Genomic DNA, 26,412 nt, shown 5'->3' with positions numbered 1-26,412 from the left:
ATTGAGCGCCTGAAGCCGCTCAGGATCCCCAGCTATGCTAATGCCACTTCCTGATCTCTTGCTTAACCATAGTACTGAATCGTACGGCCGGTGGTGGCAAGGGGAGGGACCGTGTTGCAAAATGTAGAATAGCACGCGGACCTCCTGTCTTTACTTTCAAATAGCTCACGTGATTGGCGTGCAGGTGGCTCATTGAAACCGGCACGAAAGCTACACCGACCCCTGCAGCAACCAAACTTATCGACGAAGCCATCTGTGGAGCCACTTGAGCGACCTCCATGCTGAAGCCGGCGTCAAGGCATGCTTGGGTCACCGCTTCGAATAGCGAGGGGCCATTGGAACGTGGAAACATCACGAATTTCTCGTTCGCCAGATCTTTCATTTCGATCTCGTGAAGAGCCGCCAATCTGTGTTTTCTTTGAACCGCCAGTCTCATCTCCTCATCAATCAATAGATCATGTGGGAGATCGTCGCCCTCGCCCTGCGCAAGTCGAATAAAGGCAACGTCCAATTCACCATTACGAAGCAACTTTAGCAGCAACGCACTACTGTGTTCGTACAGATTCGTGACAATTTTCGGATGCTGTTCTCTATATTTACCAATGATGTAGGGAATGAAATCATTGTACGCAGCCGTACTTGTGAAACCAATGTTGAGTTTCCCCGTTTTGCCTTGGGCGATTTCGCGAGTGTCGTTGATGACACTATCCAGCTTACCGAGCACGGAATTCACATCGACGAGAAAGCTCTCACCAGCCTCCGTCAGGGCCACCCCTCTGGGAAGCCGATGAAAAAGGAGAAAGCCCAACTCCTCCTCGAGTTGTTGAATCTGCTGGCTCAGTGGCGGTTGCGCGATCCCGAGACGTTTGGCGGCGCGCGTGAAGTGGCACTCTTCGGCCGCGACCACGAAATACCGCAAGTGACGTAATTCCATAGCTCCCCCGCTCTCCCTGCAGCGTGCTTCAACTGTTCTGTTTAAGTCAGCTTGTACCACGGGTCGTGGGTTTCGTGCAGGAAGTGCACCATGCCCTTTTCAAGGCAGCTCGGCATGCCGCACAAATCCAACACTGACCGGCGAGGCAAGTTCTCGAAGGCGCGATATGCGGTGACTGATCAGCCACTTGAGTGGTCCAGTTTGATTGTTAGTGCATGACCTGCCTTTGGTCCATCTGGACGACGGTTTCGCGGGTCGGAGGGCGGCAGCCCAGCGCACTGTGGGGCCGTTTGGAGTTGTAGGGCTTTGTCAGGTTATTTATCGCAGTCTGTTCTTGTCCGCGAGTGATGGTGATCAGGCAGCCAGTTTGTTCGTGAATGTGTTCCAAAGATCGAAGGACTTTGAGCGGGGTAGCGTCGCCTCAACACAAAGGGCGGTATCTTTTCGGGCATGAGCGCGAATCCGCCGACCGATATTGCAACGCCTCGATATCAGCGTCTCGTTTTCCTGCCGCGATCATAGCGCACGCGGTTTGGCTCTATTTCCGCTTTCCGCTGAGCCTGCGTCATGTAGAAGATCTGCTGGCTGAGCGTGGCATCGCAGTTTGGGTCCAGGCCGTCTCGGAATGGGCCACCAGGTTCGGCCAACAATATGCCCGCTGCCTCCGGCGGCGATACATGGGAAGCTTTGCCGGCAAGTGGAATTTCGACGAAATGGTCGTTTCCATCAAAGGCAAGAAACACTGGCTATGGCGGGCCGCCGGAACAAGCAGGCGGCTCTGAAACTGATGCGAAAATTGCTCAAAGACCAAGGCATCAGGCCCCGTGATATGATCACCGACAAGCTCAAATCCTACGATGCGGCCAAAAGGGAAATTATGCCAGGTGTCGAGCATCGTTCGCTTAAGGGCCTGAACAACCGAGCGGAGAACTCGCATCTGGCTGCTCGACGACCAGAACGAGGAATGATGCGGCTCAGGTCAGCACGACAATGCCAGCGCTTTGTTTCGATCCACGGCCCGGTCGCCAAGCTTTTCCATCTTCACCGCAAGCATATGAATGCCGCCGATCATCGCGATATCCGCGCCGCCGCGATGGCGGTTTGGAGCGAAGTCGCTCTGTCGGCGGCCTCATGAAGCAGGCCCGTCGTGGGCATCCTGTGCAAAACCCAAGTTAAGGCGACGCTGCCATGAAATGTCCGTTCTGATGGAACCGAGGCGTCTTACGCGGCTGCAGTCGAGAGAGCGTGGTCGATCGCGGCGAGGATTTTCTCGACGTCTTCCGGCGTGATGATGAGCGGCGGCGACATGATCAGATTGTTGCCAGAGACCCGCAGCATGACGCCCGCCTCATAGGCCGTGCCATGAATGACTTTCATCGAAGCCGCATCGAGCGGGGTCTTCGCCGAACGGTCGGACACAAGCTCGACCGCCGTCATCAACCCGTGACCGCCGCGCACATGGCCGATCAGCTCATGTTTGTCCTGAAGCGCGACGATCCCGTCGAAAAGCTGGGTCCCGCGTGCGGCGGCGTTGGCGGGAACATTGAGGCGCGTGGTTTCCTGAAGACAGGCGAGTGCCGCCGCAGCCCCCACGGGATGCCCGCTATAGGTGTAACCGGTGTAAAGCCCGGCGCGGCCGCTCTCATCTTTCTCAAACACTTCGGCCACCTGATCGGAAATCATCGCGGCACCGAAGGGGAAATAGCCGTTGGTGATCGCCTTGGCACAGGACAAAAGATCGGGTTTCACGCCCCAGTGCCGTGCGCCAGTCGAGTCGCCGGTGCGCCCGAAGGCCGTGATCACCTCGTCGGAGATCAACAGGATGCCATGGCGATCGCAAATCTCGCGCACGCCGGGCATGAAACTTTCGTGTGGGACAATGACGCCACCCGCGCCGAGGATCGGCTCCATGATAAAGGCGGCGATGGTGTCGGCGCTTTGGAAATCAATCTCGGCTTCAAGAGCGGCAAGGCAAAGCTGCGCAAGTTGCGCAGGATCGCTTTCATCGAAGGGATTGCGATAGGGGTTCGGCGCGGGAATGTGGAAACAGCCCGGCATGAGCGGTTCGTAAGAGGTGCGAAACGCCGTGTTGCCATTCACAGACGCGCCCAAGGTGTGGGTGCCGTGATAGCCCTTTTTCAGCGAGAGGAATTTCACCCGACCCGCTTCACCACGGATTTTGTGATACTGCCGCGCAAGGCGCAGGGTGATCTCGACACTGTCGGAGCCGCCGGAGGTAAAGAACGCCCGGCTCAGCCCGTCGGGGGCAAAGAATTCGGCCAGCATGACGCTCAGTTCGATCGCCATGTCATGAGTCGTGCCATTGAAGATCGAATAATAGGGCAGGCGGTCGAGCTGTTTGGCGATGGCGGCTTTGATCGGCGCGTTGGAATAGCCGAGGTTCATGTTCCAAAGCCCGCCGACGCCATCAAGCAGGCGGTGACCGTTGACGTCGATGATCTCAACGCCTTCGGCGCCCACGATGATCTTAGGCGGCGTCTCCTTGAGAGCGCCGGGATAGGACATCGGGTGCCAGACGTTTTGGGCGTTATGAGCGGTCAGGAAATTTGCGTCTTTCATCTGCGGCTTTCTCAGTGAGGAGGAGGATTAGGGATTGCGCCAGAGCTTCGGCCCAGTGGCGTGAAGGTTCTGTCCGGTCGCATCGACGGCGACTGTCACCGGGAGGTCCTGAACTTCGGATTCATGGATCGCCTCCATGCCAGGATCGTCAAAAGCCACGACGCGCGCGGCTTTGATCGACTTGGAAATCCGGGAAGCGGCGCCCTCCGTTACGAAATCAAATCAAATGTCCCGAGGGTGCTGACGGCGAACAGGCGATTTCGCGAGTGTCGTTGACGACGCTATCCAGCTTATCGAGCAGGGAATTCACATCGACGAGAAAGCTCTCACCAGCCTCAGTCAGGGCCACCCCTCTGGGAAGCCGCTGAAAAAGGAGAAAACCTGACTCGTCCTCGAATTGTTGAATGTGGTGGCTCAGCGGCAGCTGCGCGATCCCGGGTCGTTTGGCTGCCCGCGTGAAGTGGCGCTCTTCGGCCGCGGCCAGGGAGTACCCCAAGTGACGTAATTCCATACCTCCTCCGTTCATTCTGCAGCGTGATTCAACCGTTCTGCTTGAGCTACCAGTACCGAAAGTCCAGTTTCATTTCGGAGCCCCATCAGCGAAGACGATTTTCAGAAGTGGAGCGTGCTGCTGTGCCCCGTAAACATCTGTTTCACCGATCGCTCCTGAAGCTATTGGCCTGACTATTGTTACCTTGATCGCGTTGGCGGGCCTGAAATTCACTATCCGCAGCACATCGTCTTCACTCACGCGATAAAGTTGACAAATGAGCTCTTTATTTAACAAGTTCGTCTCGATAGCGTGATCGAACCAACGCGTAGTTTTGAAAATGACGTCAAGGGTGAGTTCGTACGGTCCGGCATTCTTGCTGCGGATGACTGCGGCGGCGTCCACGAGGTACATGAAGTTACCTTTCCTCCAAACGTGCCATTTTCCGAAGAAAGGCATTTCCGGGATCTTCAACCGCCATCAAGTGATAGAGGCTGAATTCATAGACCTCGCCCGCTTGAAAATCAGAAGGTGAGTAAGGCAACGCGAGGTTCCCTCCTGTCGACATGCGTCCGGGGTAGCCAAAATGAAGAAGAGTAGAGCGCGTGAATGCGCACAGCGTGTCTGCAAGTTCCTGGCTGGCGGCCGTCACATCAATCACAATACCAATCTCATGGCTGATCTCGGTTCTGTCAGGTTCCAGATCTCCCATCACTCCGTCACGGCCATAGACAATGAACCTGATCGTGTACGATGACTGATCGATTTCGCGAAAATTCTCCGCTGTTCGCTTCCGTACTCCTTCAACAATCTTGTCGAAGCCGACTATGAAGGCGGGATCACGTGCTCCGGCGATGGAGATCGTCCGAAAGCCCATCCGGCGCGCGGCCTCCAATTTGACGAAGTAGCTCTTGGCTGGAATGAACATGCTCCCGGAGACTCGGACGCGCCGCTCGTCTATTTGCTCGAACGCCGTATTCGTCAGATCCAGCGATCCTCCCGGTCCGGGCAATACGTACGGATTGCTTTTTTCATACAGCGAATGTCCGGCGACGGACGCGATCGTGCAAACTCTGTCATCAGATAAAGGCTCGACAACAAATGCATCGCGATACAGCGTACCAAGCATGCAGTCACTGCCGCTGCCCGGCGAAGCCGCTATAGCAGCGCATTCAAGTATTTTGCCCATATGGAGGGCGAGTCCTCGGTCGAACCCGAGAGAGATCGGTAGCGCCGCAAACACAGCGGGATCATAACTGCGACCGGCCAGAATGACGTCCGCACCGTCTTGCAACGCAGCAATCAGTGGTTCCTCACCCATCTGTGCAACTATCTGGCTGCTCTCTGTGATATCGTTTTCCGAGAGCGCCTGACCTGGCGTCAGGGGAGTGATGCCGTTCTCGCGGAAAGCAGACAAGACGCGTTCGCGATCGATATCGGCATTGATGATAGCCAGACTTCCTCGAAGGCCGCTGGCAGACGCAATCTCCCGTACGATTTCAAGTGTCCACTCCAAATGCGGCTTGGCACCGGCACCACCTGCCGAGCCAATGATGACTGGAATATTGAGTTCTCGCCCTGCTTCAAGGATCAGCTTCAGGTCGCGGCGAACGGCAGAGCGATCGGTGAATGAGATGCCGGAGCCGAGGTAGTACGGTCCTGGGTCTGTGGAGCCGGCGTCGACAGCAATGGCGTGCGGTCGCCGTTCGAGGCCACGCCGAAACGACGCTTCAGGAAATCCGTATCCCAGAATGGCCGTCGGGGAGAGAATTCTCAATTCGCTCAACTCGCTATCCGCTTCAATGTCACGTATCATGGCGGCGTCCTCAAACCTCGAGCGGTTCGCTCACGCCAGAGCCTGCGAGCGACAGACCATCATCTTTTCCGTACGCATATCGGCCATGGTTGCCGGTATGCCGCCGATGCCAAGGCCGGACTGACGCGCGCCTGCGAAAGGCATCCAGTCGACCCGAAAGAGTGGATGTTCGTTCAGCATGATCGCGGTACCGTCAAGATGTCGGAAGGCATGCATCGCCCGGTCGATATCCCGCGTGAAGATCGCCGACTGGAAAGCGAACTCGACACTATTGGCCGACGCGATCGCGTCATCCATGTCATCGAAGGTGTAGACACCCACGACCGGACCAAAGATTTCCCGCCGGGACACCTTGGAATTCGGTGCTGGGTTGAGAAGCACGGTATTCTCGTAGCAGCTCGCAGATATCTTTGCGCCGCCGCACACGGCCACCGCGCCTTCTTCGATCGCCTCGCGGACCCAAGACTCTATGCGGTCATTTTCCGCATGCGTGATCAGCGGGCCGACATCGGTCGTTGTTTCAACCGGATCGCCGGTCACCATTGAACGACCGGCATCTGCCAACCGTTGGACAAATTCGTCCACAACATCGCTGTGGCAGTAGAGCCGTTGGGCCGAGACGCATGCCTGCCCGGCATGCCAGAATGCCGCACGCGCAAGCCGCGGCACTGCATCGTCAAGATCCGCATCTTGCGCAACGATTACCGGCGCAATACCGCCATGTTCCAGTGCGCAACGCGTCCCAGGTGCCAACTCCGATCTTAAGGACCAACCGACCGCGGCGGAGCCGATAAAGCTGACGAAACCGATACGCTGGTCGCTAACCAGTTTCCGGATCATCGCAAGATCAGTCGGCAGGACCATCTGAGCCCACCCTTCCGGAAGGCCCGCCTCGATGAATATGTCGAGCAAGGCCCTGCAACTCAGAGGCGTCTTAGGCGACGGTTTGATGATGGCAGGCGCGCCCACGGCGACAGCCGGTGCAATTTGGTGCATGACCAAATTGAACGGATGATTGAAAGCAGCGATGCCGAGCACCAAGCCGATTGGTTCGTATTGCGTAAATGCGACACGCGCCGCGGACGTGACGTTCAGTCCCATCGGGACGACGTGCCCGCCATCGGTAGAAAGTTGCTGGATACAAATATCCAGACAGTTCGCTCCCCGATCGATCTCAACAAGGGAGTCGCGCAGAGGCTTGCCGCTTTCGCTGGCGACAAGCAAAGCAAGTTCGTTTCGGCGTTCCAGAACGATGTCGCGAACCGCACCAAGGATCGCGATCCTACGTGGCAGATCAAGCCATGCGCGCCGATTGCGGAAAAGCTGATACGCCGTCGTTAGCGCATTCTCGATAGCCCCGGAAGAGGTCACCGGAACGCGGTCGAGCAGCCTGCCATCGAAAGGCGCGCGCACTTCAATGCACTCGTTCATTACAAATTCTCCTGTCTTTCACCGCAAGATTGGGCAAATGAATTCGGGCATGAAGCGCTTCATTTCATGCGCCGCGGCCTCGAAAGGCCGCGGACCTCTCCGCCTTTGGAGGCTAGAATTCTCCGCTGTCGATCTTTGCAGCCTCGATCGCCAGTTCGGGGACCCCGTGCTTCTCCAGGATCTCGGCATAGGTGCCGTCGTCGATGATTGCTTGAACCGCTTTGGAAACCGCATCCCGCAACTCGACATCGTCCTTCTTGAAGCCGAACCCATAATACCAAACGCGCAAAGGCTCACCGATCCGGTAATAGAGGTCCGGCTCGATCTGCATGAGATAACTGACGTTTTCGGCAGAGATCACGCCCGCATCGAAGCGGTTCTGCGCCAGGGCGATCTGTACCGGCAGGTCATCCAGCTGAATGTTGATTGCCGGCTTGTCAGCGGCCGTACAGGTGTCGTCGCTAAGCGCTTTCATCGCTATCCCGTAACTCGTCACAAAACGAGCATGCGCAGCAGTCCTGCCGCAGAGAGCGTCTAGCGTCGGAAGCTCGTCTTTCTTTTTCGCCAGCGAGAAGACCTGCGGACCCGTCTTCAAATAGTCGACGAAGGTCAGACTCTCGCGGCGATTCGGGAAGTCGCCCATGGCAGACCCGATGAAGTCAAAGCGGCCGGTTTCAAGTCCGGGCATCAGTTGTGGATAGGACGATTCGACCATTTCAACAGGCACACCGAACTTCTCTCCGATCGCCTTTACGATATCGACACCGATGCCAACGAAGTTTCCGTCAGCGTCCTTGTAGTTCATTGGCGGAAACGCTGCATCCACCGACGTGCGGAGCACGCCCGCTTCCTTGATTGCCGCTGGCGGAGTCACCTCCTGTGCAACGGTGGGCCAAGCCAGCGTCGTTAAGGCGAGCACCAAAAACAGATTGCGTTTTCTTCCTTGTGTCATCCCCATTCTCCTTGTTGGAGGTATTGTTGTCGCATTAGTGGCTGCGTACAGCTGCCAAAAATTCCTGGGTTCGCGGGTGTCGCGGATTGATGAGCAAATCGCGCGCATCACCAGCTTCTACGATCTGCCCCTGGTCCATGAAGACGATCCGGTCTGCGACGTCACGCGCGAAGCCGAGTTCGTGGGTTACGACGATCATGGTAAGGCCCGATTTGGTTAGTTCTCGCATCGTCTGCAGAACCTCGCTGACCAGTTCGGGGTCGAGTGCTGAGGTTGGTTCGTCGAAGAGGAGCAGGACGGGGTCCATCGCCATCGCCCGCGCGATCGCCACCCGCTGTTGCTGGCCGCCAGATAATTGGGCCGGGTATGAATCTGCCTTGTCCGCCAGCCCAACGCGCTCCAGTAGCTCAAGCCCGCGCTGCCTAGCTTCGCTCTGCGCGATCCGACGCACAATGACCGGCCCTTCCATGACATTTTCCAGCGCGGTCTTGTGGGCGAAAAGATTGAACTGCTGAAATACCATTCCGATGCGCGACCGCTGTTGAGCAAGAGAACGGTCGGGAAGAGCGTGGAGTTCATCACCCTCGAGCCGGTAGCCGATGATGTCGCCATTGACCCGCACGATTCCAGCGTTCGGCGTCTCGAGCTGGTTGATGCATCTCAGCAGAGTGCTCTTGCCGGAGCCTGACGGACCGATAATGCAGACGACCTCGCCCTGGCCTATCTCCAACGATACGCCGCGAAGCGCGTGAAAAGTGCCGTAGTGCTTCTGCAAGTCGCGGATTTCAACTGTAAACGTCATAAGCTTGCCCTCAGCGCTTGTGGTGCCGGCCGAAATAGTTCTCGACGTATCGCTGCAGGATACTGAGGACTATCACAACGAGCAGATACCAGAAGGCGCAAACCATCAGGAGTTCGATGACGCGACCATTGGTGTAGTAAATCGTTTGGGCGCTATAGATGACGTCCTTGTACTGGATGATACTGGCGATCGAGGTGTATTTGACCATGCCGATCACTTCGTTTCCGATCGGCGGAATGATCACTACCATCGCCTGCGGTATGATGATGCGCCGCAGCGACTGCATTCTCGTCATGCCGATCGCGGTTGCCGCCTCTGACTGGCCACGGCTAACGGAAAGGAGGCCGGCGCGGATGACCTCACTTGTGTAGGATCCTTGCATGATCCCGAAAGCAAGCAGCGACGCAATGAACGGCGTAACGACATCCGTCGTTGGCACGGAAAACAGGCCTGGAATTCCGATTGTCGGGAAGACCAGCCCCAGATTGTACCAGATCAACAGCTGCAGAAGCACAGGCACTGACCGGAAGACCATGATATAGGCGCGTGCGCTAAGGTTAAGCACGGGGTTTTGTGACAGCGTCATCAATGCCGCGGCGAGGCCCAGAACGATGCCGACAACCATGGCAGCGGCAGTCAGGATCAGCGTGTTGATAATCCCATTGATGATGCTCGGTCCGAAAAGGTAATCTCCAACGAGTTCCCAGCGGATATGGCCCACCCAAAAAGCGCGGACTATCAGCGCAAGCCCCAAAAAGATCAGCGCTGCAGAAAAGTAGCGCCCATAGTGCACCTTGCCCGAAATGCGGTAGGTGACCTTTTCCGAGCCCGACAAGTGCGAAACTTTAGTCGAATGCGACATTGGCCAACTCCGGGATTTTGCTGAATTCCTCGCGAAAGCGATTGCGTAGAGCCGTCTTGCCAGACGCCGAAAGCCATGTTGCATCTATCGCCCGAAAGCTAATCTTGGCCATTTCCGCTGGCGTTGCGCCCATGAATTCTTGGGCCAAGCTGTACTCGCGCGCGAGCGTGGTGTTGATTATTGCCGGATCGTCCGAATTGATCGATATCCACGCATTGCCATCGCGCATTTTCTTCAGCACATGCCCATCCTCGCGGTTCCAGCCCTGTCGGCTTGAGACCGTCGGACAGGCCGTGAAGTGAACGCCATTATCGGTGAGGCGATAAAAGACCGTCGGGTCCTCCACGCTCTTGTAACCATGATCGATCCGTTCGCATTTAAGCGCACCGAGCGAAGTGACGATGTTTTGGGCAGGTCCGTGCTCGCCTGCATGGGCAGTCCGGTGAAGGCCTTCGGCCCTCGCGAGATCGTAGGCGGCTGCGAAATGTTCCGGCGCTCCAGCAGGCTCGAAATTCTCCAGTCCGATGCCAATAAACCGGTCGGGCTTCCTGGCGATCAGCTTCCGCACGCAATCGACAGCATTATAGGAAGGCAGTTCGCGGTTGATGCCTTCGATTAAACGGACCTCGATGCCGAACTCCGCCTCGGCGCGGCGAACACCATGCTCGAAGCCTGCAATGATGACTTCATAGGGCACACCGAACAACTGATGGACGGACGTCTGGACGAAAATCTCGGAATAGAGAACGCGGCTTGCGAGGTAGTCTTCAGCAATTGCCTCGTACATGACGCGGCTGAAATCCTCCTCCCGGCGTATCACGGCAGCCACTTTCGCGAGAATATCGAGAAAAGCGCGGAAATCATAATATTTATACAGCTCGGCGGGATCGCTGACACCAATGTCTACAGCGTTGGCGCAGGCCAGGTCGATGACGGTCTCTGCCTTGACCATCCCCAAGATGTGGGTGTGAAGATGCACCTTCGGAAGTTTCGAATAGAAGGTTTCTAGTTCCAAGATTACGTGCTCCCATAAGAATGCAGATATGTTCACCTGCCATCGCCTATGCTGGCGACTCATCACATTTCCGGCGCCTGTGGAGACTCTTTCGGTCGACCCTCAGCTCATCTCGCCTCGTCTAAAGTGCGGCGTGTCAGGATAGGATGAAATGCGCCCTGCTATAAGTCAAATACATGAAATAGATGGTTTCGATATCTAATACATATGGCGCATTCATTGGTTCCGGCGCCAGGAAGGGGCCCGATGTTGTGTATGGCAGCGTCGCCTAAACTTGGGTTTTGCACGGGATGCCCACGACGGGCCTGCTTCATGAGGCCGCCGACAGAGCGACTTCGCTCCAAACCGCCATCGCGGCAGCGCGAATATCGCGATGACGGCGGCTTTCAGATGCTTGCGGTGAAGTCGGAAAAGCTTGGCGATCGGGCCGTGGATCGAAACAAGCGCTGGCATTGTCGTGCTGACCTGAGCCGCATCATTCCTCGTTCTCGTCGTCGAACAGCCAGATGCGAATTCTCCGCTCGGTTGTTCAGGCCCTTATGCGAACGATGCTCGACACCAGGCCTAATCTCCCTTTGGCCGCATCGTAATATTTGTGCTTGCCGGTGATCATAACGCGGGGCCTGATGCGCTGGTCTTTGAGCAGTTTTCGCATCAGTTTCAGAGCTGCCTGCTTGTTCCGACGGCTCTGGATCAGAGCGTCGAGGAAATACCCATCGGCGTCGACGGCCCGCCATAGCCAGTGTTTCCTGCCCTTGATGGAACCGACCATTTCGTCGAGATGTCACTTGCCGGCAAAGTTTCCCATGGATCGCCGCCGGAGGCAGCGGGCATATTGTTGGCCGAATGGCCCGCGCAGCGATGAAGGCGCGGATCGATTACGGTCAAGGGTTCGGCACACGCGGCGGCCTGATCCCGTCGGCAGGAGAATTCAGTAAACGATAAAGAAGCGACCATTCTCCGCGCGGCCCTTTATGCCCGACCTTCCTCCCATACTCCGGACCGGGATTCAGCGTCTGCGGATCGCCGAAATCGTCGGCCCGGCAGCACCAAGACAGTTCCGTAATGTATCTTATGCATTTACAATTTGTGGCGGGGATGGTTTCCAGGATCAAGTGCGATGTGCGAATGATACCAATGGGTTGTCATTCGCAAGGGAACGTATGCACTCCCATATTGACCTCGATGTCGGCAGCGCGGACATCGCGATGATCGGCGGTTTTCAGATGCTTGCAGTGAAGGTGGGAAAGGTGGGCGACATTCGGGCTCATGCCGGAAAATACCGCCCTTTGTGTTAAGGCGGCGCTACCGAACCACCATGGATCTGGCGCGGATAACCTAGTCGGCTTCTCCGATTCCGCCAAGGAACACCCGAATGGCGAGATCGAGCCTCAGGTCATATGCCTTCTGGCGTTCGCAGGCAGGCCCGGGGGTCACGAGATGTTCAATGGCGTTTCCGTGCGCCATGTCCGCCATCAACCGTGCCGCGTTTTCCGTATCGCTGATCCGAACCTCGCCGCGGGCTACGGAGCGGTCGAGCTCCAGACGAACCATGCCGCAAAGCGCATGCGGCCCTTCCTGCAAGAACTCCCGTACGAGATCGGGCTGCCGGTCTGCTTCGACAATGATCGCCCGCAGGATCGCGAGCGGAAGCAGATCGGCAACCTCCTCACGCTCTGGCGTCAGAAGCAGTCGTAGGCGCTCCGCAAGCGGAAGCTCGAGTTCATTTTCGGTCAGCGTCCGCGTCACCTTGTTGCGGATACGACGGATCACAGCCGCGAAGAGCGCGGCGCGGGACTCAAACACCTCATAAAGCGTGCGCTTGGACATTCCGGCCTCTTGGGCGATCGCCGCCATCGACGCGCCTCCCAGGCCGTGGGACAGGATGACCCGTTCCGCCGCGTCAATGATGATCGACTCGCGTTCTGTGGTGTCGAACTGCCGAGGCCGGCCGGGGCCGCGGCAGCTGTTGAGGCTATCTGGCAACAAATTGACCCTCCCTTTCGCAGGTGCAGCGTTTCGCTTGCGCATTGCAAAAAAGCAATTATAAAACCAATTGGTTTTCATATTAGCCGCAGTGTGCGCGTTCGCCAAGCGGCTACTCCAAGATGAGCGGAGATATTCGATGAGGTTAGCGGCTTACGCCCTCTTTTCTTCCCTGTCCGTCGCCGTGATGGCGTCGGTCGCCTCGGCGCAGCAGCAGGAACGCCCGCCCACACCTGTGACTGTGGTCACGCTGGAGGCGAAGACCGTCACGGTGACCTCAACATTGCCGGGACGCGTTGTCGCTTCCGGCGTCGCTGAAGTGCGGCCTCAGGTCAACGGCATCATCGTCGAGCGGCTCTTCGAGGAAGGCTCGGCCGTCAAGGAAGGCGATATCCTCTATCGCATTGATCCGGCAACCTACAGAGCGCAGGTCGTGGCGGCGGAGGCCGCCGTCAACCAGGCTGAAGTCAGCCTCAAATCAGCCGACCGCGAGCTCACCCGCATGGAAAGTCTGCGCAAGAGCAATGTCGCCAGCGAGCAGGCCCTGGATGCCGCCATCACCACCCGCGACATCGCCGACGCCGCCTTGCAGGTCGCCAAGGCGCAACTGCTTGCAGCCAATATCGATCTGGAGCGCACCACGATCCGCGCCCAATTGTCGGGCGCCATCGGACGGTCTCTCACCACCCAGGGTGCGCTCATCATATCGGGCCAGGCCGCTCCCCTTGCAGTCATCCGCAAACTGGATCCCGTCTATGTCGACGTCGCCCAATCCGCCGCCGATCTGGTGCGCTGGAAGCGCCAGGGCCCGCGGGCGGCAGGTGCCAAGATCGACACCAAGGTCGAACTGATGCTCGCCGATCGCACCACCTTCGAACACACTGGCGAACTCACGGCAGCGGAGCCGCATGTTGATGAGCAAACCGGCGTGATCACGCTGCGCCTGCAGTTTCCGAACCCTGACGAAATGCTGCTGCCCGGCATGTATGTCCAGGTCGAAATGCCCCAGGGCGTCATTGAGGACGCTATTCTGGTCCCGCAGGAAGGCGTCTCGCGCAACCGTCGCGGCGACCCGACGGCCATGGTGGTCGGGCCTGACAATGTTGTCGAGGAGCGCTTGCTGACGATTGTCAGCGACCGCGGTTCGGACTGGATTGTCGCGGATGGCCTTGAGGCCGGCGAAAAAGTGATTGTCGAAGGACTGCAGAAGATCGCGGTCGGAGCCACGGTCGCCCCCGAAGAACGCGCCGAACAGCCGGCACAGAACTGATCCTCCCGGAGACCGACATGGCACGCTTCTTTATCGACCGGCCGATTTTTGCATGGGTGATTTCGATCATCATCATGGGCGCCGGGGTACTTTCGATCCTCACACTGCCAGTCTCGCAATACCCGCAGATCGCACCGCCGACCATTTCGATCTCGGCCAACTACCCGGGAGCGTCGGCGCAGACCATTGCCAATACGGTGACCCAGATCATCGAGCAGCGGCTGACCGGCCTTGACGGCCTGCGTTATTTCTCCTCGAGCTCCACCTCTGCCGGCACGGCCTCGATCACGCTGACCTTCGAAACCGGCGTCGATCCGGACATCGCCCAGGTCCAGGTCCAGAACAAGCTGTCGCAGGCCACCACGCTGCTTCCCGAAACGGTGCAGCGCCTCGGCGTCACGGTCCAGAAATCCTCGGCCAGCTTCCTCATGGTGATCGCGCTGATTTCGGATGATGGCGCGCTCGACCAGACCGACTTGTCCGACTATCTCAACACCAATCTTGTGGATGAGTTCAGCCGTCTCGAAGGCGTTGGCGAAGTGCAGGTGTTCGGCGCGAAATATGCCATGCGCATCTGGCTGGACCCGGCCAAGCTTGCCGCCTACGAACTTGCCCCGCAGGATATCGTTGCCGCGGTGTCGGCACAGAATGCCCAGATCTCCGCCGGTGCTTTCGGCACCTTGCCCGCTGTCGAAGGCCAGCAGCTGAACGCCACGATCACCGCGCAGTCGTTGTTGACAACACCGGAAGACTTCGAGGCGATTGTCATTCGCGCGGCCACCGATGGCGGCCTCGTGCTGCTCAGGGATGTCGCCCGTGTCGAGATCGGCGCGGAGAACTACTCGACCATCGCCCGGTTCAACGGCAAGCCGTCAACCGGCATGGCGATCCGTCTGGCAGCAGGCGCAAACGCACTCGACACGGCAGAACTGGTCAAGGCGAAGATCGAGGAGGCCTCGGCCTTTTTCCCCGAAGGCGTGAGCTATGTCGTGCCTTACGACACGACGCCCTTCATCGAGATCTCGATCGGCGAAGTCGTCAAGACGCTGGTGGAAGCCATCGTGCTGGTCTTCCTGGTCATGCTTCTGTTTCTGCAGAATTTTCGCGCCACGCTCATCCCGACGCTGGCCGTGCCTGTGGTCCTGCTCGGCACCTTCGGCATCCTTGCCGCGTCCGGCTATTCCATCAACACATTGACAATGCTCGCCATGGTGCTCGCCATCGGGCTTCTCGTTGACGACGCGATCGTGGTGGTGGAAAACGTCGAGCGCATCATGGAAGAAGAAGGTCTCAGTCCGCTCGAGGCAACCCGCAAGTCGATGGGCCAGATCACCGGCGCCCTGATCGGCATTGCCCTGGTCCTGTCGGCAGTGTTCGTGCCGATGGCCTTTTTCGGCGGATCGACCGGCGTCATCTACCAGCAGTTTTCGGTCACCATCGTCTCGGCCATGGGTCTCTCCGTCCTCGTGGCGCTGACGCTGACGCCGGCACTCTGCGCCACGCTGCTGACCTCCAAGGCCGCGCACCACGCCACGCGCGGTCCTGCCGGCTGGTTCAACCGCGGATTCGAGCGGCTGAGCCGGGGCTACGGCGGCACCGTCGGATGGATCATTCGCCGTCCATTGCGCATCGGCGTCATCTATCTGGCTCTCGTCGGGCTGATGGCGTGGAGCTTCGTGCAGACCCCGACCGCCTTCCTGCCCGACGAAGACCAGGGCATTCTGCTGGCTCTTATCCAGGCGCCGACCGGCGCCACGGCCGAGCGAACGCAAAAGGTCCTCGAACAAGTGGAAAAGCACTTTCTCGAAAACGAGAAGGACAATGTCGACAGCATGTTCGGCGTCGTCGGCTTCTCCTTTTCGGGTCAGGGTCAGAATATGGGGCTCGCCTTCATTCGTCTGAAGGACTGGTCGGAGCGGCTAACGCCGGGTCAGAGCGCCCAGGCCATCGCCGGCCGCGCCTATCCGGCCCTTCTGGGCATTCAGGACGCCATGGTCTTCCCGATCGTACCGCCATCGGTTCCCGAACTCGGCATCATGAGCGGCTTCGATTTCTATCTCGAAGCCCGGGATGGGCAGACCCACGAGCAACTGCTCACCGCACGCAACCAGTTGCTCGGCCTGGCCGCGCAGAGCCCGCTCATCGGCTCGGCGCGCCCCTCCGGCCTCGAGGATGCGGCGCAGTATCATCTCGATATCGACTGGCGTGCAGCTGGGGCGATGGGCGTCACCGCATCCGACGTTGCTCAGCTGCTCCAGGTCGCCTGGGCCGGCAGTTACCTCAACGACTTCATCGACCGCGACCGCATCAAGCGCGTCTACATTCAGGGTGAAGCGGATTCGCGCGCGCTTCCCTCCGATATTTCGAAATGGAAGGTGCGCAATTCGAGCGGCGGCCTGGTTCCCTTTGCCAATTTCGCCGAAGGCAGCTGGACCTTCGGCCCGCAGGGTCTGACCCGCTACAACGCGGTCGGCGCGATGCAGATCCAAGGATCTCCCGCCGCAGGCGTGACCACCGGCGAAGCCATGGCGGAGATCGAACTGCTGGCCTCCCAGTTGCCCGGTTATGCCGTCTCCTGGACAGGCCTGTCGCTGGAAGAGCGCCAATCCGGCAACCAGGCGCCGCTTCTTTATGCCTTGTCGCTGGCGGCCGTATTCCTCTGCCTCGCTGCTCTTTACGAAAGCTGGTCGATCCCGTTCGCTGTCATGCTCGTCATGCCGGTCGGCATCCTCGGCGCGGTTTTATGGACCTTGTTCGGTGGCTATCAGAACGGCGTGTTCTTCCAAGTGGGCCTCCTCACCGTGGTCGGTCTGACCGGCAAGAACGCCATCCTTATCGTGGAGTTCGCACGAGACCGCTACGAGGCCGGGGAAACTCTGTTCGACGCCGTCCGCGAGGCAGCCCGCCAGCGGTTCCGTCCGATCATCATGACGTCGATGGCCTTCTCGCTCGGCGTCCTGCCGCTGGTTCTGAGCACTGGCGCGGGTTCGGGTGGCCGCAACGCCATCGGCACCAGCGTGCTCGGCGGCACCATCACAGGCACCGTGTTGGGGATCCTGTTCGTGCCGCTGTTCTTTGTGCTGGTCACCCGTAAGCGCAAGAGCGCCAAGGTGACTTCGGAAGTCTGACCGGAAAAAAGACCGGGCGCACCCAGGCCTATTGTGTCCTGCGTCAAGCGGAACCGTTTGGCGCAGACAAGATGCTCCAGATTCAAGGCGATCAACCGTCCTTTGTTTCTCTCCGTGCCTATGGGGGGGCTGGCCCCGATCTGGTCGCTGCCATTTGTGGCGCAGGCGGCTCTGACGTTATTCCCTTGTGGGGTCACTCGGTGGCGATCGCGCTTCTGGACACACGGCGAGCGATGACGATGAGGATCGCCAGGCTCACAGAGGCGACGAGCAGCGTGGAGACGCCGGTGGGGCCGAATGCCGGGACGGGACCGAAACCGTTCATAAAAAACATAGTTGCCGAACGCATTCAGCGGCAGCATCACGATGGTGACTTTCAGGAACACCCTGGGCGGCGTGTCGCCTTAACTTGAGCCCGGGCACTGGATTTGCCTCCATGGGGCAGGATTATGCCGCGGTTGCCAGGATGATTTCACACCACATTTTCATGGCGGCGTTTTGCGGTTTACGATGTTAAGCAGCGCTCTTCCGATCGCGGCAAAGAAGATGGAAGAGGTTGGCGATCTAGCCAGTGATGGAGACGAATGCTCGCATGGCCCTTCCTGTTGAGTAGCGTTGGATTTTATCCCGCTTTGTCTGCGGTAACCTAATTCGATCAAGCCAGAGCGTTTCCGTCCTTTTCTGAATCGGACCGGATTCCCAGATCAGTTTGGTTCTGATTGACTGATGCTGGCTGGATGGAGGCCAGCAATTCATGACCGCACCTTGATCGAATGATCTTCGTGAGCGTGTGGTTGCAGATCGCACAGCTGACGCCATTATCCTTGGTCGCCTTGGGCCGACCGCAGACGGCAGTGCCTGTCAGGCCGTTCGAGGGACAACTCTTTTGACCTCAATGAGGCCCGCTTCAGGGTTGTAGAAGGCGAACGACATGAAAGGCTTGGGATTCGCAGCGAAAGAGCTGGTCTTGCTGCAAGATTTCTATGCCGTCACGCCCGCACAAAAAATCTTGCTCTAGAAAATGTGGGAAATGCTGGCACCGCCGTCTTGCGAGATGACCTGCCCCGACACAAAACTGGCGTCGTCACCGGTCAGAAGCATGGTCATTCCAGCGACCTCTTGCGGAGTTACTTTGCGTTTGGCGGGCGTGACGCTGATCCAGTCCGAAAGGTGTCTAGTGTCTGTCGACACCATCCCCGCCGATACCGCGCCAGGGGCCAGTGCATTGACGCGGATGCCGTAAGCAGACAACTCGGTCGCCATCACACGGGTAATCGCCTCGATCCCCGCCTTGGACGCACCGTAGGCCAGACGCCCCCTGACCCCGTATTTCGCATGGATTGATGACATCAGCAGAATGCGCCCGCCTGTGCCGACCATTCTGGAGGCGACCTGTTGCGCAATCCGGAAGCTGCCCAGCAGATTGATGTTGAGAATATCCGAAAACTCTGTGTCCGAAATGGACAGGAATTCATTGGCGCGGAAGATCCCGGCGGAATGGATCAGAACGTCGATCCCGCCAAGAATGTTCGCCGCTTCATCCACCGCACGGGCGACCGACGCGGTGTCCGCAAAGTCGACTTCGACCCAATGGGCGTTCTCGCTTGCAACTCGATCAAGGTTGACCACCCGGTCGCCGCGCGCCAACGACGCTGCCACGATGGCAGAGCCCAAGGCGCCGCTCCCGCCGGTTACGACTGTTCGCAAGGCTGGCTTAGTCAACTTGAACATCCGTTTGCAGTTGAAATCTTTCCGGATCGAATGTGGCGATCGAGATTTCCATCAGGACCGCATTTCGATCGTAGAGATGGGCGACGATCCGCAGCGCCGGAGCACCGGGGTCAATGCCGATAATTTCAGCAATCCCGGCCGGACAGCGGATGGCCTGGGCCGTCTGGCTGACCCGTCCCACCACAAGATCGAACCGTTCCTCGATGATACGGAACACGGAGGGTTCACTTGGCTTGAGAACATGCTGGATTGCCGCGTAGCGGGCAGGCACATAGATCTGCGTGCTGTTGAACGGCACGGCTTCTCCGGGCAGCGTGCGGGTGCCGCTGATTTCCAGCCAGTGGCCGGTTTCGCTATGGTGTCCGTTCAGATGGGTGATTTTGTCGGCGCGCACGGTTTTCGTCCCGGACAGAACCAGATCCGTGTCCCGCCCCAGGCTAAGCAATTCGTGCAGACCTGTCGTGCTCATGTTGAACTGCGATTTGGGACGGTCCGAGGTGATGGTTGTGCCGGCGCGCTTCTTGCGCTGCAAGACGCCCACACGTTCCAGTTCGGCAAAGGCCAGCCTGAGGGTGGACCGGCTGACCCCCAGTTCCGCTGCGTATTCAATTTCGGGTGGCAGTTTATCGCCTACCCGCAGCTTGCCTGTCTGGATCTGCGTCAGGATGGTCCCGGCCAGCTGTTGGTGCAGCGCTGTCATTGCAGCGTCCTTGGCAACCACAGTGCCAGGTCGGGGAATACGGCCAGCAGCAGGGCAAAGCCGAGCAGGATGCCAAAGAACGGCAGCGCCGCCCGGGCAATGGTGCCGATGCTTTCGCCGGTCTGGGACTGGATGACAAAAAGGTTGAACCCGATTGGCGGCGTGATCTGGCTGATTTCAACAGCAACCACGACGAAAATACCAAACCAGATCGGATCAAACCCTGCCGCCGTGATCAACGGCAAGGTGATCGGAAGCGTCATGACGATGATCGACGTGCCATCAAGGAACATTCCCAGAGCCGCATAAAAGGCCAGCAGGACCACGATCAGCGCCATCGGCGACAGGCCAAAGCCGGCGATCTGTTCTGCAATCACCTTGGGGATGCCGAGAAAACCGAAAGCCGAATTCAAAAGCGCCGCACCAATCACGATCAGCCCGATCATCGCAGATGTTCGCACGGCGCGCCGCCCTGCGGCCAGCATCGCGCGCCAGCTGAATCGCCCCATCAGGACAGTGATCAGGACAGATCCCAGAACGCCCAGTGCAGCGAGTTCGCTGACGCTTGCAAATCCCAGATAGAGCGCTGCCATGATCGCGCCGATCAGCGCGGCAATCGGCCCGATATCGCGCAATCCGGCCAGCAATTCGCCGCGAGTGGCCCGCTCGCCGGGGGGCTGGGTTCGGCTGATGGTCTGGTGCAGGGCAATGTAGATCATGTAAAGAGCCGCCAGCGTCAGACCCGGGATCACTCCGGCGATGAACAGTTCCAGGATCGATTGCTCGGCGACCACACCGTAGATGATCATGATGATCGACGGCGGGATCAGGAACCCCAAAGTCCCTGCCCCGGCAAGAGAGCCCATCGCAAGCTGCCTGTCATAGCCGCGCGCCTGCAACTCGGGCAGGCTGACATTCCCGACGATGGCCGTGGTCGCGGCCGATGAGCCTGAAACGGCCGCGAACAGCGTCGAGCCGACGACGTTGACATGCAGCAGGCCGCCAGGCAGACGTCCGACCCATGGGGCAAGTCCCGAAAACAGCGCCCGGCCCAGACCGGCGGTGACCAGAACTTCGCTCATCAGGATGAACAGCGGCAGCGACAGCAGAGGCGTCGGGATCAGTGAACCCCAGATCACGCCACTGCTGAAGATATCCATCGGGATGTTGGATTTGAAGATCGCCAGCAACAGGTAACCGGTCGCAAAGAGGGACAGGCCGATCCAGACCGAGCCCGCAAGCAGGGCCACGAACAGGATGCAGGCGACAGTTGCGATCTCAAACATCTGCTTGTTCCTTGTCAGCACTGCGCCACTCGTAAGTGCGGCCGGTTGCACGACGTATCAACCGCGCGAGAAGGTCGAGCCACAGTTGGGCAAAACCCCACAGCACCAGCGCCTGAGGCACCCAAAGCGGCGTCTTGGTGACCGAGGTCGCCAGGGTGTTGCGCTCGAAAGAGGTGGAGGTCTTGGTCCACATCGCAAGCACGATGGTCGCAACGATGACAAGGGCTGCGAGATTGGCCAGCACGTCGATCCATTTGCCCAGGTTCTCGGGCAGCTTTTCGGTCACCAGCGTGATGCGCACATGCACAGCCGTCCGCAAGGCACTCCCCGAGGCCAGCGCAAAGATCGCGGCCATCGCATACTGGCTGAATTCCCAAGTGAACGAAAAGCTTTTCGCCTGCGCACGGGCCACGACTTCGGTCAGCATGAGCGCGCAATAGCCAAAGATCAGGACAACGGCGGCAAGCTCGGCCAAGCGCGACAGGCGGTCAATAAGGGTAAGGAAACGGGCCATGACATTCCTTGGACGCGGGGGCGGACACAAGGCCCGCCCCGTTGTATCTGGCTATTTGCCCATCTTCTTGGCATAGGTGTCAACGACGGCCTGCGCTTCGGGGACGGTGACAAAGAAGTCCGCCCACATCGCCCTGCCCGCTTCGGCCATTTTCGCCTTGAGGCTTTCGTCAGCTTTCGAAATCACCATGCCGTTTTCAACCAGCACTGTGGTCTGCGCTTCGTCCTCTGCTGCCGAAGCTGCCCAGAAGTCGGCTTCCATCTTGTCCGCCAACCCCTCGATGATCTTGCGTTCCTCATCGCTCAGCGCGTTCCACGCATCAAGGTTCACCGTCACCGCGTCGGGCGACATCGACCAGTTGAGCGGATTGAAGTTCTCCATGAACTGATAAAGCTTGGAGTTCGCACCCGTGGAGGTTGACGTGGCAACGCCGTCAACGGTTCCTGCAGCGACAGCGGTTGCCAGCTCTTCAAACGGCAGCTCTACCGGGGCCGCACCCATCTTTTCAAGGAAGGTGAATGAGGTCGCGTTGAACGCGCGGATGCGCTGACCGGACATGTCGTCTGCGCTGACAATCGGCTTCTTGGTGTAAACACCGGGCGACGGCCACGGCACATAATACAGCACCTTCTGGTTATGGCGCGCAAAAATCTCGTCGTAAGTCGGGCCCGCCACTTCGAGCCATTGCTTCATCTCGTCCTGGCCCTGGATCAGGTAGGGCAGCGTGTCGACGGCCAGAAACGGCTCATCGCCTGCCTGCAGGAACATCAGCATGTCGGCCATCTGAACGATGCCGTTTTCAACCGCTGCGAGTTTTTCGGTGATCTTCACACCGGTGTCGCCGGACAGATGCACGGTGATGTCGACTGAGCCGTCGGTAGCTGTGCGCACGGCATCGGCAAAGGCGATCGCGCTTTCCGCATGGAAGTTGTTTGCGCCCCATGCTGTCGAAAGATCCCATTTGGTCTCCGCAAGCGCGGCGCCGCAGGTCAGGGTCAGCGCGGTGGTTGCCGCGAGAATTCTTGTCATCATGGTCATCGATGTCTCCTTCTGTTGCATGGAAAGGCTGGTTTCATTTTCGAGTGTAGAGTGTTCGCGCGGCCTCATCGGAAACCAGTCCGTCGGACAGATCCCGTTCAAGGGCCTGTGGGTCCCGGTCCGCAGGGTCGCCATAGCCGCCACCGCCGGGGGTTTGCAGGATCACGCGCTCCCCCGCCGGAATTTTATACATGCCCTTGTCGGTCACCAGGGTGCCGTCGCTGATCACAACCTTTCCCTGAGAACCGCGCTTTCCGCCCTGACGCCCTTCAGGGCCGGATGTCAGACGCTCGAAGGCGGCGGCCGACATGAACATGTCTTCGTTGATCCGCGAGCCGATTTCGATGCGCTGGCCCAGGCCGCCGCGATACCGCCCTGCCCCGCCGCTGTCGCAGATGAATTCCTTGGCGTGATAAATCACCGGGGAAGAAACTTCTGCCGCCTCGACAGGCACGGAGCCCACGCCGGACGGGAACGCGGTGGTTGAAAGCCCGTCGCTGGAGGGCCGTGCGCCCATGCCGCCAAGGGCGACGTTCAGCGAAGAAAAGGGCGTCTTGCCCGCGCCTGACAGTGAAAGCGTCCATAGCGCACCAGCGCTTTCGGCCAGGACTTCACCGGGCAGCGCCTGCTCAAGACATCCCAGCATCAGATCAGGCAAGGCCTGGCCGATGACATGGCGGGCCGACACGGGGCTTGGCCGTTCGGCGCTTACCACAAGACCAGGCTCGGCGGTGATGGTGATCGCATCAAGCGAGGCCTGATTGTTCGGAACTTCAGGTGTCAGCAAGGCGCGTATCCCGAAGGACGCATAGGCCGCGCTGTAGTTCAGAGGGCAGTTGATGCCCCGCACTACGGCCGGCGTAGAGCCCGATAGATCCACGGATATAGACCCGTCAGATATGGTCATGCGGGCCTTAAGCGTGATCGGGGTGTCATAGCCGTCCAGCGTCATGACGCTTTCGTAAACACCCTGCGGCGCACGCGCCAAGGCCTTCCTGGTTCCCATGGAAGAACGCTCAAAGATGAAGCTGGCAATCGAGACCAGATCATCGAGCCCATATTCGCCCATCAGATCCAGCAGCCGCGCGACGCCTGTGTCGTTGCACGACAGCAACGACAGAATATCGCCGCGGGCTTCGTGCGGGACGCGGGAGTTGGTTGTGACAATGGCCAGAAGGTCTTCGTTCAGGGTTTGAGCCCGGCGCAGATGCATCACCGGGAATGTCACGCCCTCCTCGTAAATCGAGGCTGCTTCGGCCGACCAGCCGCGCCCGCCAATGTCGACGATGTGGCTGGTCGAGGCAAGGTAGCCTACGATCTTGCCATTCAGGAAAGCAGGTGTCACGACCACGAAGTCGAAGACATGCCCCGCGCCCAGCCATGGATCATTCGTCACCAGCGCGTCGCCGGGATTCAGGCTGTCGGCAGGCACATGGGCCAGCATCGCACGCACCGAGGCGGCCATGGTGTTCACGTGTCCCGGCGTTCCGGTGACCGCCTGCGCCAGCATGTCACCGTTGGCGTCGAACACCCCGGCAGACAGATCGCCGGCTTCACGCACGATTGCCCCGAAGGCGGCGCGCATCAGCGCGTTTGCCTGCTCTTCGCAAACCGAAATCAACCGGTTCCACAGGACGTTCTGCGCCACGATATCCAAATTGTCGCTCATGACAGGCTCCGGTCCAAAATGAGGTGACCTTCACCCGAAGCGCGCACGGACCATCCGGGGCGGACCAATGTGGTGGTCTGATCTTCAGTGACAACAGCTGGGCCATGCGAAGCGGCCGCGCCGAGCGACGCACGCTTGAAGATTTGATAGCTGATCTGCTTCTGGGCGGCCAGATCGAATACCTTGCGCGTCGGCACTGCTTCCTGGGGTGCGGACGGCACGAACGCGTGCGTGCTCAACGCCCGTTTCTCACGCGCCGTCACACTGACCGAAACCAGCTCGACGGGGATGTTGTTCAGGGTGAAGCCGATCAAGGCCTTGTAGCGGTCGATAAATTCGGCCTCAAGCTGCGCCGCGTCGATCACAAAGCTCGTATCGGCGGGATGCTCCAACACCACCTCAAGCCCCTGCCCCTTGTAGCGGATCTCGACCTTGACGGTCGTGTTCACACGGTCTGCGGGCACTGCTTCCTCGACGATGCCACGGACAAAGGACAACTGGTCCACCACACGTTTGGATAGCTCGGCCACGTTCACATCATGCAACAGTTCCATCACCGAAATCGCGCTTTCAAAGGCCACCGGTGAGCGCAAGAAGCCCACCGCCGACCCGACGCCCGCATTCTGAGGCACGATAATCCGCCGGATGCCCAGCTTTTCCGCAATCCGTGCCGCATGAAGTGCGCCGCCACCGCCGGTGACCAGCAGATCAAACGCTGCAATGTCATGGCCCAGCTCAATCCCGTGAACGCGCGCGGCGTTGGCCATCGTCTCGTCGGCTAGCTCGATGATGCCCGCGGCGGCGGTCTCGACATCGGAAATGCCCATCGGCTCCTGCACGTGACGGGCAATCGCGCTCGGCGCCTTGTCCGGCGCAAGCGAGATCATCCCGCCCGCGAACCCTTCGGCCGCAATATTGCCGACGGTCAGATGCGCATCGGTGATCGTCGCATCCGCGCCGCCTCGCCCGTAAGCCGCGGGCCCGGGATCGGAGCCTGCGCTGCGCGGACCGACCTTGAGACGCCCCAGCATATCGACTCCGGCGATAGAACCACCGCCTGCGCCGATCTCGACAAGCTCGACAGTGGGCACGCGCACCGGCAGCCCACTGCCCTTGACGTCGCGCCATGCGCGGGCCACTTCGAACCTGCGTGTTGTTTGCGGATTGCCGTCACGGATAAAGCAGATTTTCGCGGTGGTTCCCCCGATATCCAGTGACAGGGTTTTCTGCGATCCCACCTCACGCGCCACATGCGCGGCCAGTGCAACGCCGCCCGCAGGGCCGCTTTCCACCAGCCGGATCGGAAAGCGCATGGCTTGTTCCAGCGTGGTCAGGCCGCCACCCGAAAGCATCATCAGGAATGACCCGTCAAAGCCCAAGCGGTTCAGTTCAGCCTTCAGCGCGCCCAGATATTTCGACATCAGGGGCCGCACGTAAGCATTGGCACAAACGGTCGAGAAACGTTCGTATTCGCGGATTTCGCAGGCGACATCCGCGCTTTGGCAGACCGTCACCGATTCATCCAGCGTCTGTTTCAAGCGTTCGGCAACGTAAAGCTCATGCGCAGGGTTGCGGTAGGAATGCAGAAATCCGATCGCGACGGCTTCGACGCCCTCGCTTCTGATCCGGTCGGCGAGTGCGTCGATCTCGTCGTCTCGCGGTGCCTGCAATACGGAGCCGTCTGCCAGAATTCGCTCTTGCAGACCCAGGCGCAGGGGCCTGTCTACCAGCGAGGTCGGCATTTCAATGTTCAGATCGTACTGCTCGAACCGCTTTTCATATCGCATGTCCAGCACGTCGCGGAATCCCGCCGTGGTGATGAACGCAGTCTTCGCCCCGCGTCGCTCGATCAGTGCATTGGTGGCAAGGGTCGTGCCGTGGATGATTGCAGAGATGTCGGCATAGGACTTGCCCAGATCCGCCAAGAGCCGCCCTACCCCGTCAAGCGCGCCACGGTCAGGTGACGCCGGGGTGGTCAACACCTTGACCGACGAAAGTCCGGTTTCAGTTTCTGCAACCACATCCGTGAACGTGCCGCCAATATCTATCGAAATTCTCATCATTGCAAAATAAGTACGTACCTTAGATTTTATGTCAACATATTTTGTTTGCTCCTGAAACAATGTTCCGCACGATTCGTTCCCAACTCGGGAAATTTATGAACAGTCAAATTTCTCAAAACGACAACTTGACTAATCAAATTTTCAT

21 protein-coding genes and 3 pseudogenes are annotated in these 26,412 nt (G+C 59.0%); 3 read left to right on the top strand and 21 right to left on the bottom strand.

Annotated elements, in window-relative coordinates; all coding sequences use genetic code 11:
- Window positions 1–37 precede the first annotated feature (37 nt).
- Complete coding sequence (locus tag O4H62_RS21750) at window positions 38–934, bottom strand: LysR family transcriptional regulator (RefSeq protein WP_269390967.1); 897 nt, start codon at window positions 932–934, stop codon at window positions 38–40.
- A gap of 450 nt (window positions 935–1,384) precedes the next feature.
- On the opposite strand from O4H62_RS21750, the pseudogene O4H62_RS21745 reads away from it, so the two are divergent.
- Window positions 1,385–2,069 (top strand): annotated as a pseudogene (locus O4H62_RS21745) (IS6 family transposase).
- 86 nt (window positions 2,070–2,155) lie between these two features.
- On the opposite strand, the gene O4H62_RS21740 reads toward O4H62_RS21745, so the two are convergent.
- The 12 genes and pseudogenes from O4H62_RS21740 to O4H62_RS21685 all read right to left on the bottom strand — a co-directional run bounded on the left by O4H62_RS21740 (window position 2,156) and on the right by O4H62_RS21685 (window position 12,976).
- Complete coding sequence (locus O4H62_RS21740) at window positions 2,156–3,514, bottom strand: aminotransferase class III-fold pyridoxal phosphate-dependent enzyme (protein WP_269390966.1); 1,359 nt, start codon at window positions 3,512–3,514, stop codon at window positions 2,156–2,158.
- Between the two features lie 27 nt (window positions 3,515–3,541).
- Window positions 3,542–3,706, bottom strand: a pseudogene (locus O4H62_RS21735) (fumarate hydratase C-terminal domain-containing protein); the annotation flags it as partial.
- Window positions 3,707–3,731: 25 nt separating this feature from the next.
- Window positions 3,732–4,025: a LysR family transcriptional regulator gene (locus O4H62_RS21730; protein WP_269390965.1), complete on the bottom strand. Its 294-nt coding sequence runs from the start codon at window positions 4,023–4,025 to the stop codon at window positions 3,732–3,734.
- A gap of 69 nt (window positions 4,026–4,094) precedes the next feature.
- The gene (locus O4H62_RS21725) at window positions 4,095–4,418 is read right to left on the bottom strand and encodes a DUF4387 domain-containing protein (protein ID WP_269390964.1); all 324 of its coding nucleotides are present in this window, start codon (window positions 4,416–4,418) and stop codon (window positions 4,095–4,097) included.
- 4 nt (window positions 4,419–4,422) lie between these two features.
- A complete protein-coding gene (locus tag O4H62_RS21720) occupies window positions 4,423–5,820 on the bottom strand; it encodes an acyclic terpene utilization AtuA family protein (RefSeq protein ID WP_269390963.1) in 1,398 nt (465 codons plus the stop codon).
- A gap of 30 nt (window positions 5,821–5,850) precedes the next feature.
- Window positions 5,851–7,251, bottom strand: a complete 1,401-nt coding sequence (locus O4H62_RS21715) for an aldehyde dehydrogenase family protein (protein ID WP_269390962.1) — start codon at window positions 7,249–7,251, stop codon at window positions 5,851–5,853.
- 112 nt (window positions 7,252–7,363) lie between these two features.
- Complete coding sequence (locus O4H62_RS21710) at window positions 7,364–8,203, bottom strand: ABC transporter substrate-binding protein (RefSeq protein WP_269390961.1); 840 nt, start codon at window positions 8,201–8,203, stop codon at window positions 7,364–7,366.
- 34 nt (window positions 8,204–8,237) lie between these two features.
- The gene (locus O4H62_RS21705) at window positions 8,238–9,005 is read right to left on the bottom strand and encodes an amino acid ABC transporter ATP-binding protein (protein WP_269390960.1); all 768 of its coding nucleotides are present in this window, start codon (window positions 9,003–9,005) and stop codon (window positions 8,238–8,240) included.
- Window positions 9,006–9,015: 10 nt separating this feature from the next.
- Window positions 9,016–9,840: an amino acid ABC transporter permease gene (locus O4H62_RS21700; protein ID WP_269390959.1), complete on the bottom strand. Its 825-nt coding sequence runs from the start codon at window positions 9,838–9,840 to the stop codon at window positions 9,016–9,018.
- A 10-nt stretch (window positions 9,841–9,850) separates the two neighbouring features.
- Window positions 9,851–10,882, bottom strand: coding sequence for an adenosine deaminase (add, locus tag O4H62_RS21695; protein WP_269390958.1), 1,032 nt, complete (start codon window positions 10,880–10,882; stop codon window positions 9,851–9,853).
- Window positions 10,883–11,192: 310 nt separating this feature from the next.
- A pseudogene (locus O4H62_RS21690) lies at window positions 11,193–11,729 on the bottom strand (IS6 family transposase); the annotation flags it as partial.
- A gap of 491 nt (window positions 11,730–12,220) precedes the next feature.
- Entirely contained in the window at window positions 12,221–12,976 is a 756-nt protein-coding gene (locus O4H62_RS21685; RefSeq protein WP_269390957.1) for a TetR/AcrR family transcriptional regulator, read from the bottom strand.
- Window positions 12,977–13,007: 31 nt separating this feature from the next.
- On the opposite strand from O4H62_RS21685, the gene O4H62_RS21680 reads away from it, so the two are divergent.
- Together O4H62_RS21680 and O4H62_RS21675 are read left to right on the top strand one after the other, a co-directional pair.
- Window positions 13,008–14,138 (top strand): efflux RND transporter periplasmic adaptor subunit, encoded by a 1,131-nt coding sequence (locus O4H62_RS21680; protein WP_269390956.1) that lies wholly within the window; start codon window positions 13,008–13,010, stop codon window positions 14,136–14,138.
- Window positions 14,139–14,155: 17 nt separating this feature from the next.
- Window positions 14,156–17,266 (top strand): efflux RND transporter permease subunit, encoded by a 3,111-nt coding sequence (locus O4H62_RS21675; RefSeq protein WP_269390955.1) that lies wholly within the window; start codon window positions 14,156–14,158, stop codon window positions 17,264–17,266.
- Between the two features lie 193 nt (window positions 17,267–17,459).
- Here the strand turns inward: O4H62_RS21675 and O4H62_RS21670 are convergent, their stop codons facing one another.
- The 8 genes from O4H62_RS21670 to O4H62_RS21635 all read right to left on the bottom strand — a co-directional run bounded on the left by O4H62_RS21670 (window position 17,460) and on the right by O4H62_RS21635 (window position 26,327).
- On the bottom strand, window positions 17,460–17,600 hold the full coding sequence (locus tag O4H62_RS21670) for a hypothetical protein (RefSeq protein ID WP_269390954.1): 141 nt from the start codon (window positions 17,598–17,600) through the stop codon (window positions 17,460–17,462).
- Between the two features lie 680 nt (window positions 17,601–18,280).
- Entirely contained in the window at window positions 18,281–18,997 is a 717-nt protein-coding gene (locus O4H62_RS21665) for an SDR family NAD(P)-dependent oxidoreductase (protein WP_269390953.1), read from the bottom strand.
- Window positions 18,981–19,697 (bottom strand): GntR family transcriptional regulator, encoded by a 717-nt coding sequence (locus O4H62_RS21660; protein WP_269390952.1) that lies wholly within the window; start codon window positions 19,695–19,697, stop codon window positions 18,981–18,983. Before O4H62_RS21660 ends, O4H62_RS21665 begins: the two co-directional genes overlap by 17 nt.
- Window positions 19,694–20,983 carry a TRAP transporter large permease gene (locus tag O4H62_RS21655; RefSeq protein ID WP_269390951.1) on the bottom strand — a complete coding sequence of 430 codons (1,290 nt, stop codon included), beginning with the start codon at window positions 20,981–20,983 and terminating at the stop codon, window positions 19,694–19,696. Before O4H62_RS21655 ends, O4H62_RS21660 begins: the two co-directional genes overlap by 4 nt.
- Entirely contained in the window at window positions 20,976–21,497 is a 522-nt protein-coding gene (locus O4H62_RS21650) for a TRAP transporter small permease subunit (protein WP_269390950.1), read from the bottom strand. The genes O4H62_RS21655 and O4H62_RS21650 overlap by 8 nt, the downstream gene beginning before the upstream one ends.
- A 51-nt stretch (window positions 21,498–21,548) precedes the next feature.
- The gene (locus O4H62_RS21645; protein WP_269390949.1) at window positions 21,549–22,535 is read right to left on the bottom strand and encodes a TRAP transporter substrate-binding protein; all 987 of its coding nucleotides are present in this window, start codon (window positions 22,533–22,535) and stop codon (window positions 21,549–21,551) included.
- Window positions 22,536–22,569: 34 nt separating this feature from the next.
- Window positions 22,570–24,204: a hydantoinase B/oxoprolinase family protein gene (locus tag O4H62_RS21640; RefSeq protein WP_269390948.1), complete on the bottom strand. Its 1,635-nt coding sequence runs from the start codon at window positions 24,202–24,204 to the stop codon at window positions 22,570–22,572.
- Window positions 24,201–26,327: a hydantoinase/oxoprolinase family protein gene (locus tag O4H62_RS21635; RefSeq protein WP_269390947.1), complete on the bottom strand. Its 2,127-nt coding sequence runs from the start codon at window positions 26,325–26,327 to the stop codon at window positions 24,201–24,203. Before O4H62_RS21635 ends, O4H62_RS21640 begins: the two co-directional genes overlap by 4 nt.
- Between the last annotated feature and the right edge of the window lie 85 nt (window positions 26,328–26,412).

Source organism: Parahoeflea alexandrii (genome assembly GCF_027214025.1).
GTDB classification, from domain to species: domain Bacteria; phylum Pseudomonadota; class Alphaproteobacteria; order Rhizobiales; family Rhizobiaceae; genus Hoeflea; species Hoeflea alexandrii_A.
Note: the sequence above shows the minus strand (reverse complement) of the source record. Positions and strands in the feature narration are given on the sequence as shown.

Coding starts and splice junctions, on each gene's coding strand:
- O4H62_RS21720 (WP_269390963.1), bottom strand. CDS start 5,820: ATGATACGTGACATTGAAGCGGATAGCGAGTTGAGCGAATTGAGAATT.
- O4H62_RS21670 (WP_269390954.1), bottom strand. CDS start 17,600: ATGTTTTTTATGAACGGTTTCGGTCCCGTCCCGGCATTCGGCCCCACC.
- O4H62_RS21725 (WP_269390964.1), bottom strand. CDS start 4,418: ATGTACCTCGTGGACGCCGCCGCAGTCATCCGCAGCAAGAATGCCGGA.
- O4H62_RS21705 (WP_269390960.1), bottom strand. CDS start 9,005: ATGACGTTTACAGTTGAAATCCGCGACTTGCAGAAGCACTACGGCACT.
- O4H62_RS21730 (WP_269390965.1), bottom strand. CDS start 4,025: ATGGAATTACGTCACTTGGGGTACTCCCTGGCCGCGGCCGAAGAGCGC.
- O4H62_RS21665 (WP_269390953.1), bottom strand. CDS start 18,997: ATGTTCAAGTTGACTAAGCCAGCCTTGCGAACAGTCGTAACCGGCGGG.
- O4H62_RS21655 (WP_269390951.1), bottom strand. CDS start 20,983: ATGTTTGAGATCGCAACTGTCGCCTGCATCCTGTTCGTGGCCCTGCTT.
- O4H62_RS21660 (WP_269390952.1), bottom strand. CDS start 19,697: ATGACAGCGCTGCACCAACAGCTGGCCGGGACCATCCTGACGCAGATC.
- O4H62_RS21675 (WP_269390955.1), top strand. CDS start 14,156: ATGGCACGCTTCTTTATCGACCGGCCGATTTTTGCATGGGTGATTTCG.
- O4H62_RS21750 (WP_269390967.1), bottom strand. CDS start 934: ATGGAATTACGTCACTTGCGGTATTTCGTGGTCGCGGCCGAAGAGTGC.
- O4H62_RS21710 (WP_269390961.1), bottom strand. CDS start 8,203: ATGACACAAGGAAGAAAACGCAATCTGTTTTTGGTGCTCGCCTTAACG.
- O4H62_RS21680 (WP_269390956.1), top strand. CDS start 13,008: ATGAGGTTAGCGGCTTACGCCCTCTTTTCTTCCCTGTCCGTCGCCGTG.
- O4H62_RS21740 (WP_269390966.1), bottom strand. CDS start 3,514: ATGAAAGACGCAAATTTCCTGACCGCTCATAACGCCCAAAACGTCTGG.
- O4H62_RS21640 (WP_269390948.1), bottom strand. CDS start 24,204: ATGAGCGACAATTTGGATATCGTGGCGCAGAACGTCCTGTGGAACCGG.
- O4H62_RS21715 (WP_269390962.1), bottom strand. CDS start 7,251: ATGAACGAGTGCATTGAAGTGCGCGCGCCTTTCGATGGCAGGCTGCTC.
- O4H62_RS21645 (WP_269390949.1), bottom strand. CDS start 22,535: ATGACCATGATGACAAGAATTCTCGCGGCAACCACCGCGCTGACCCTG.
- O4H62_RS21650 (WP_269390950.1), bottom strand. CDS start 21,497: ATGGCCCGTTTCCTTACCCTTATTGACCGCCTGTCGCGCTTGGCCGAG.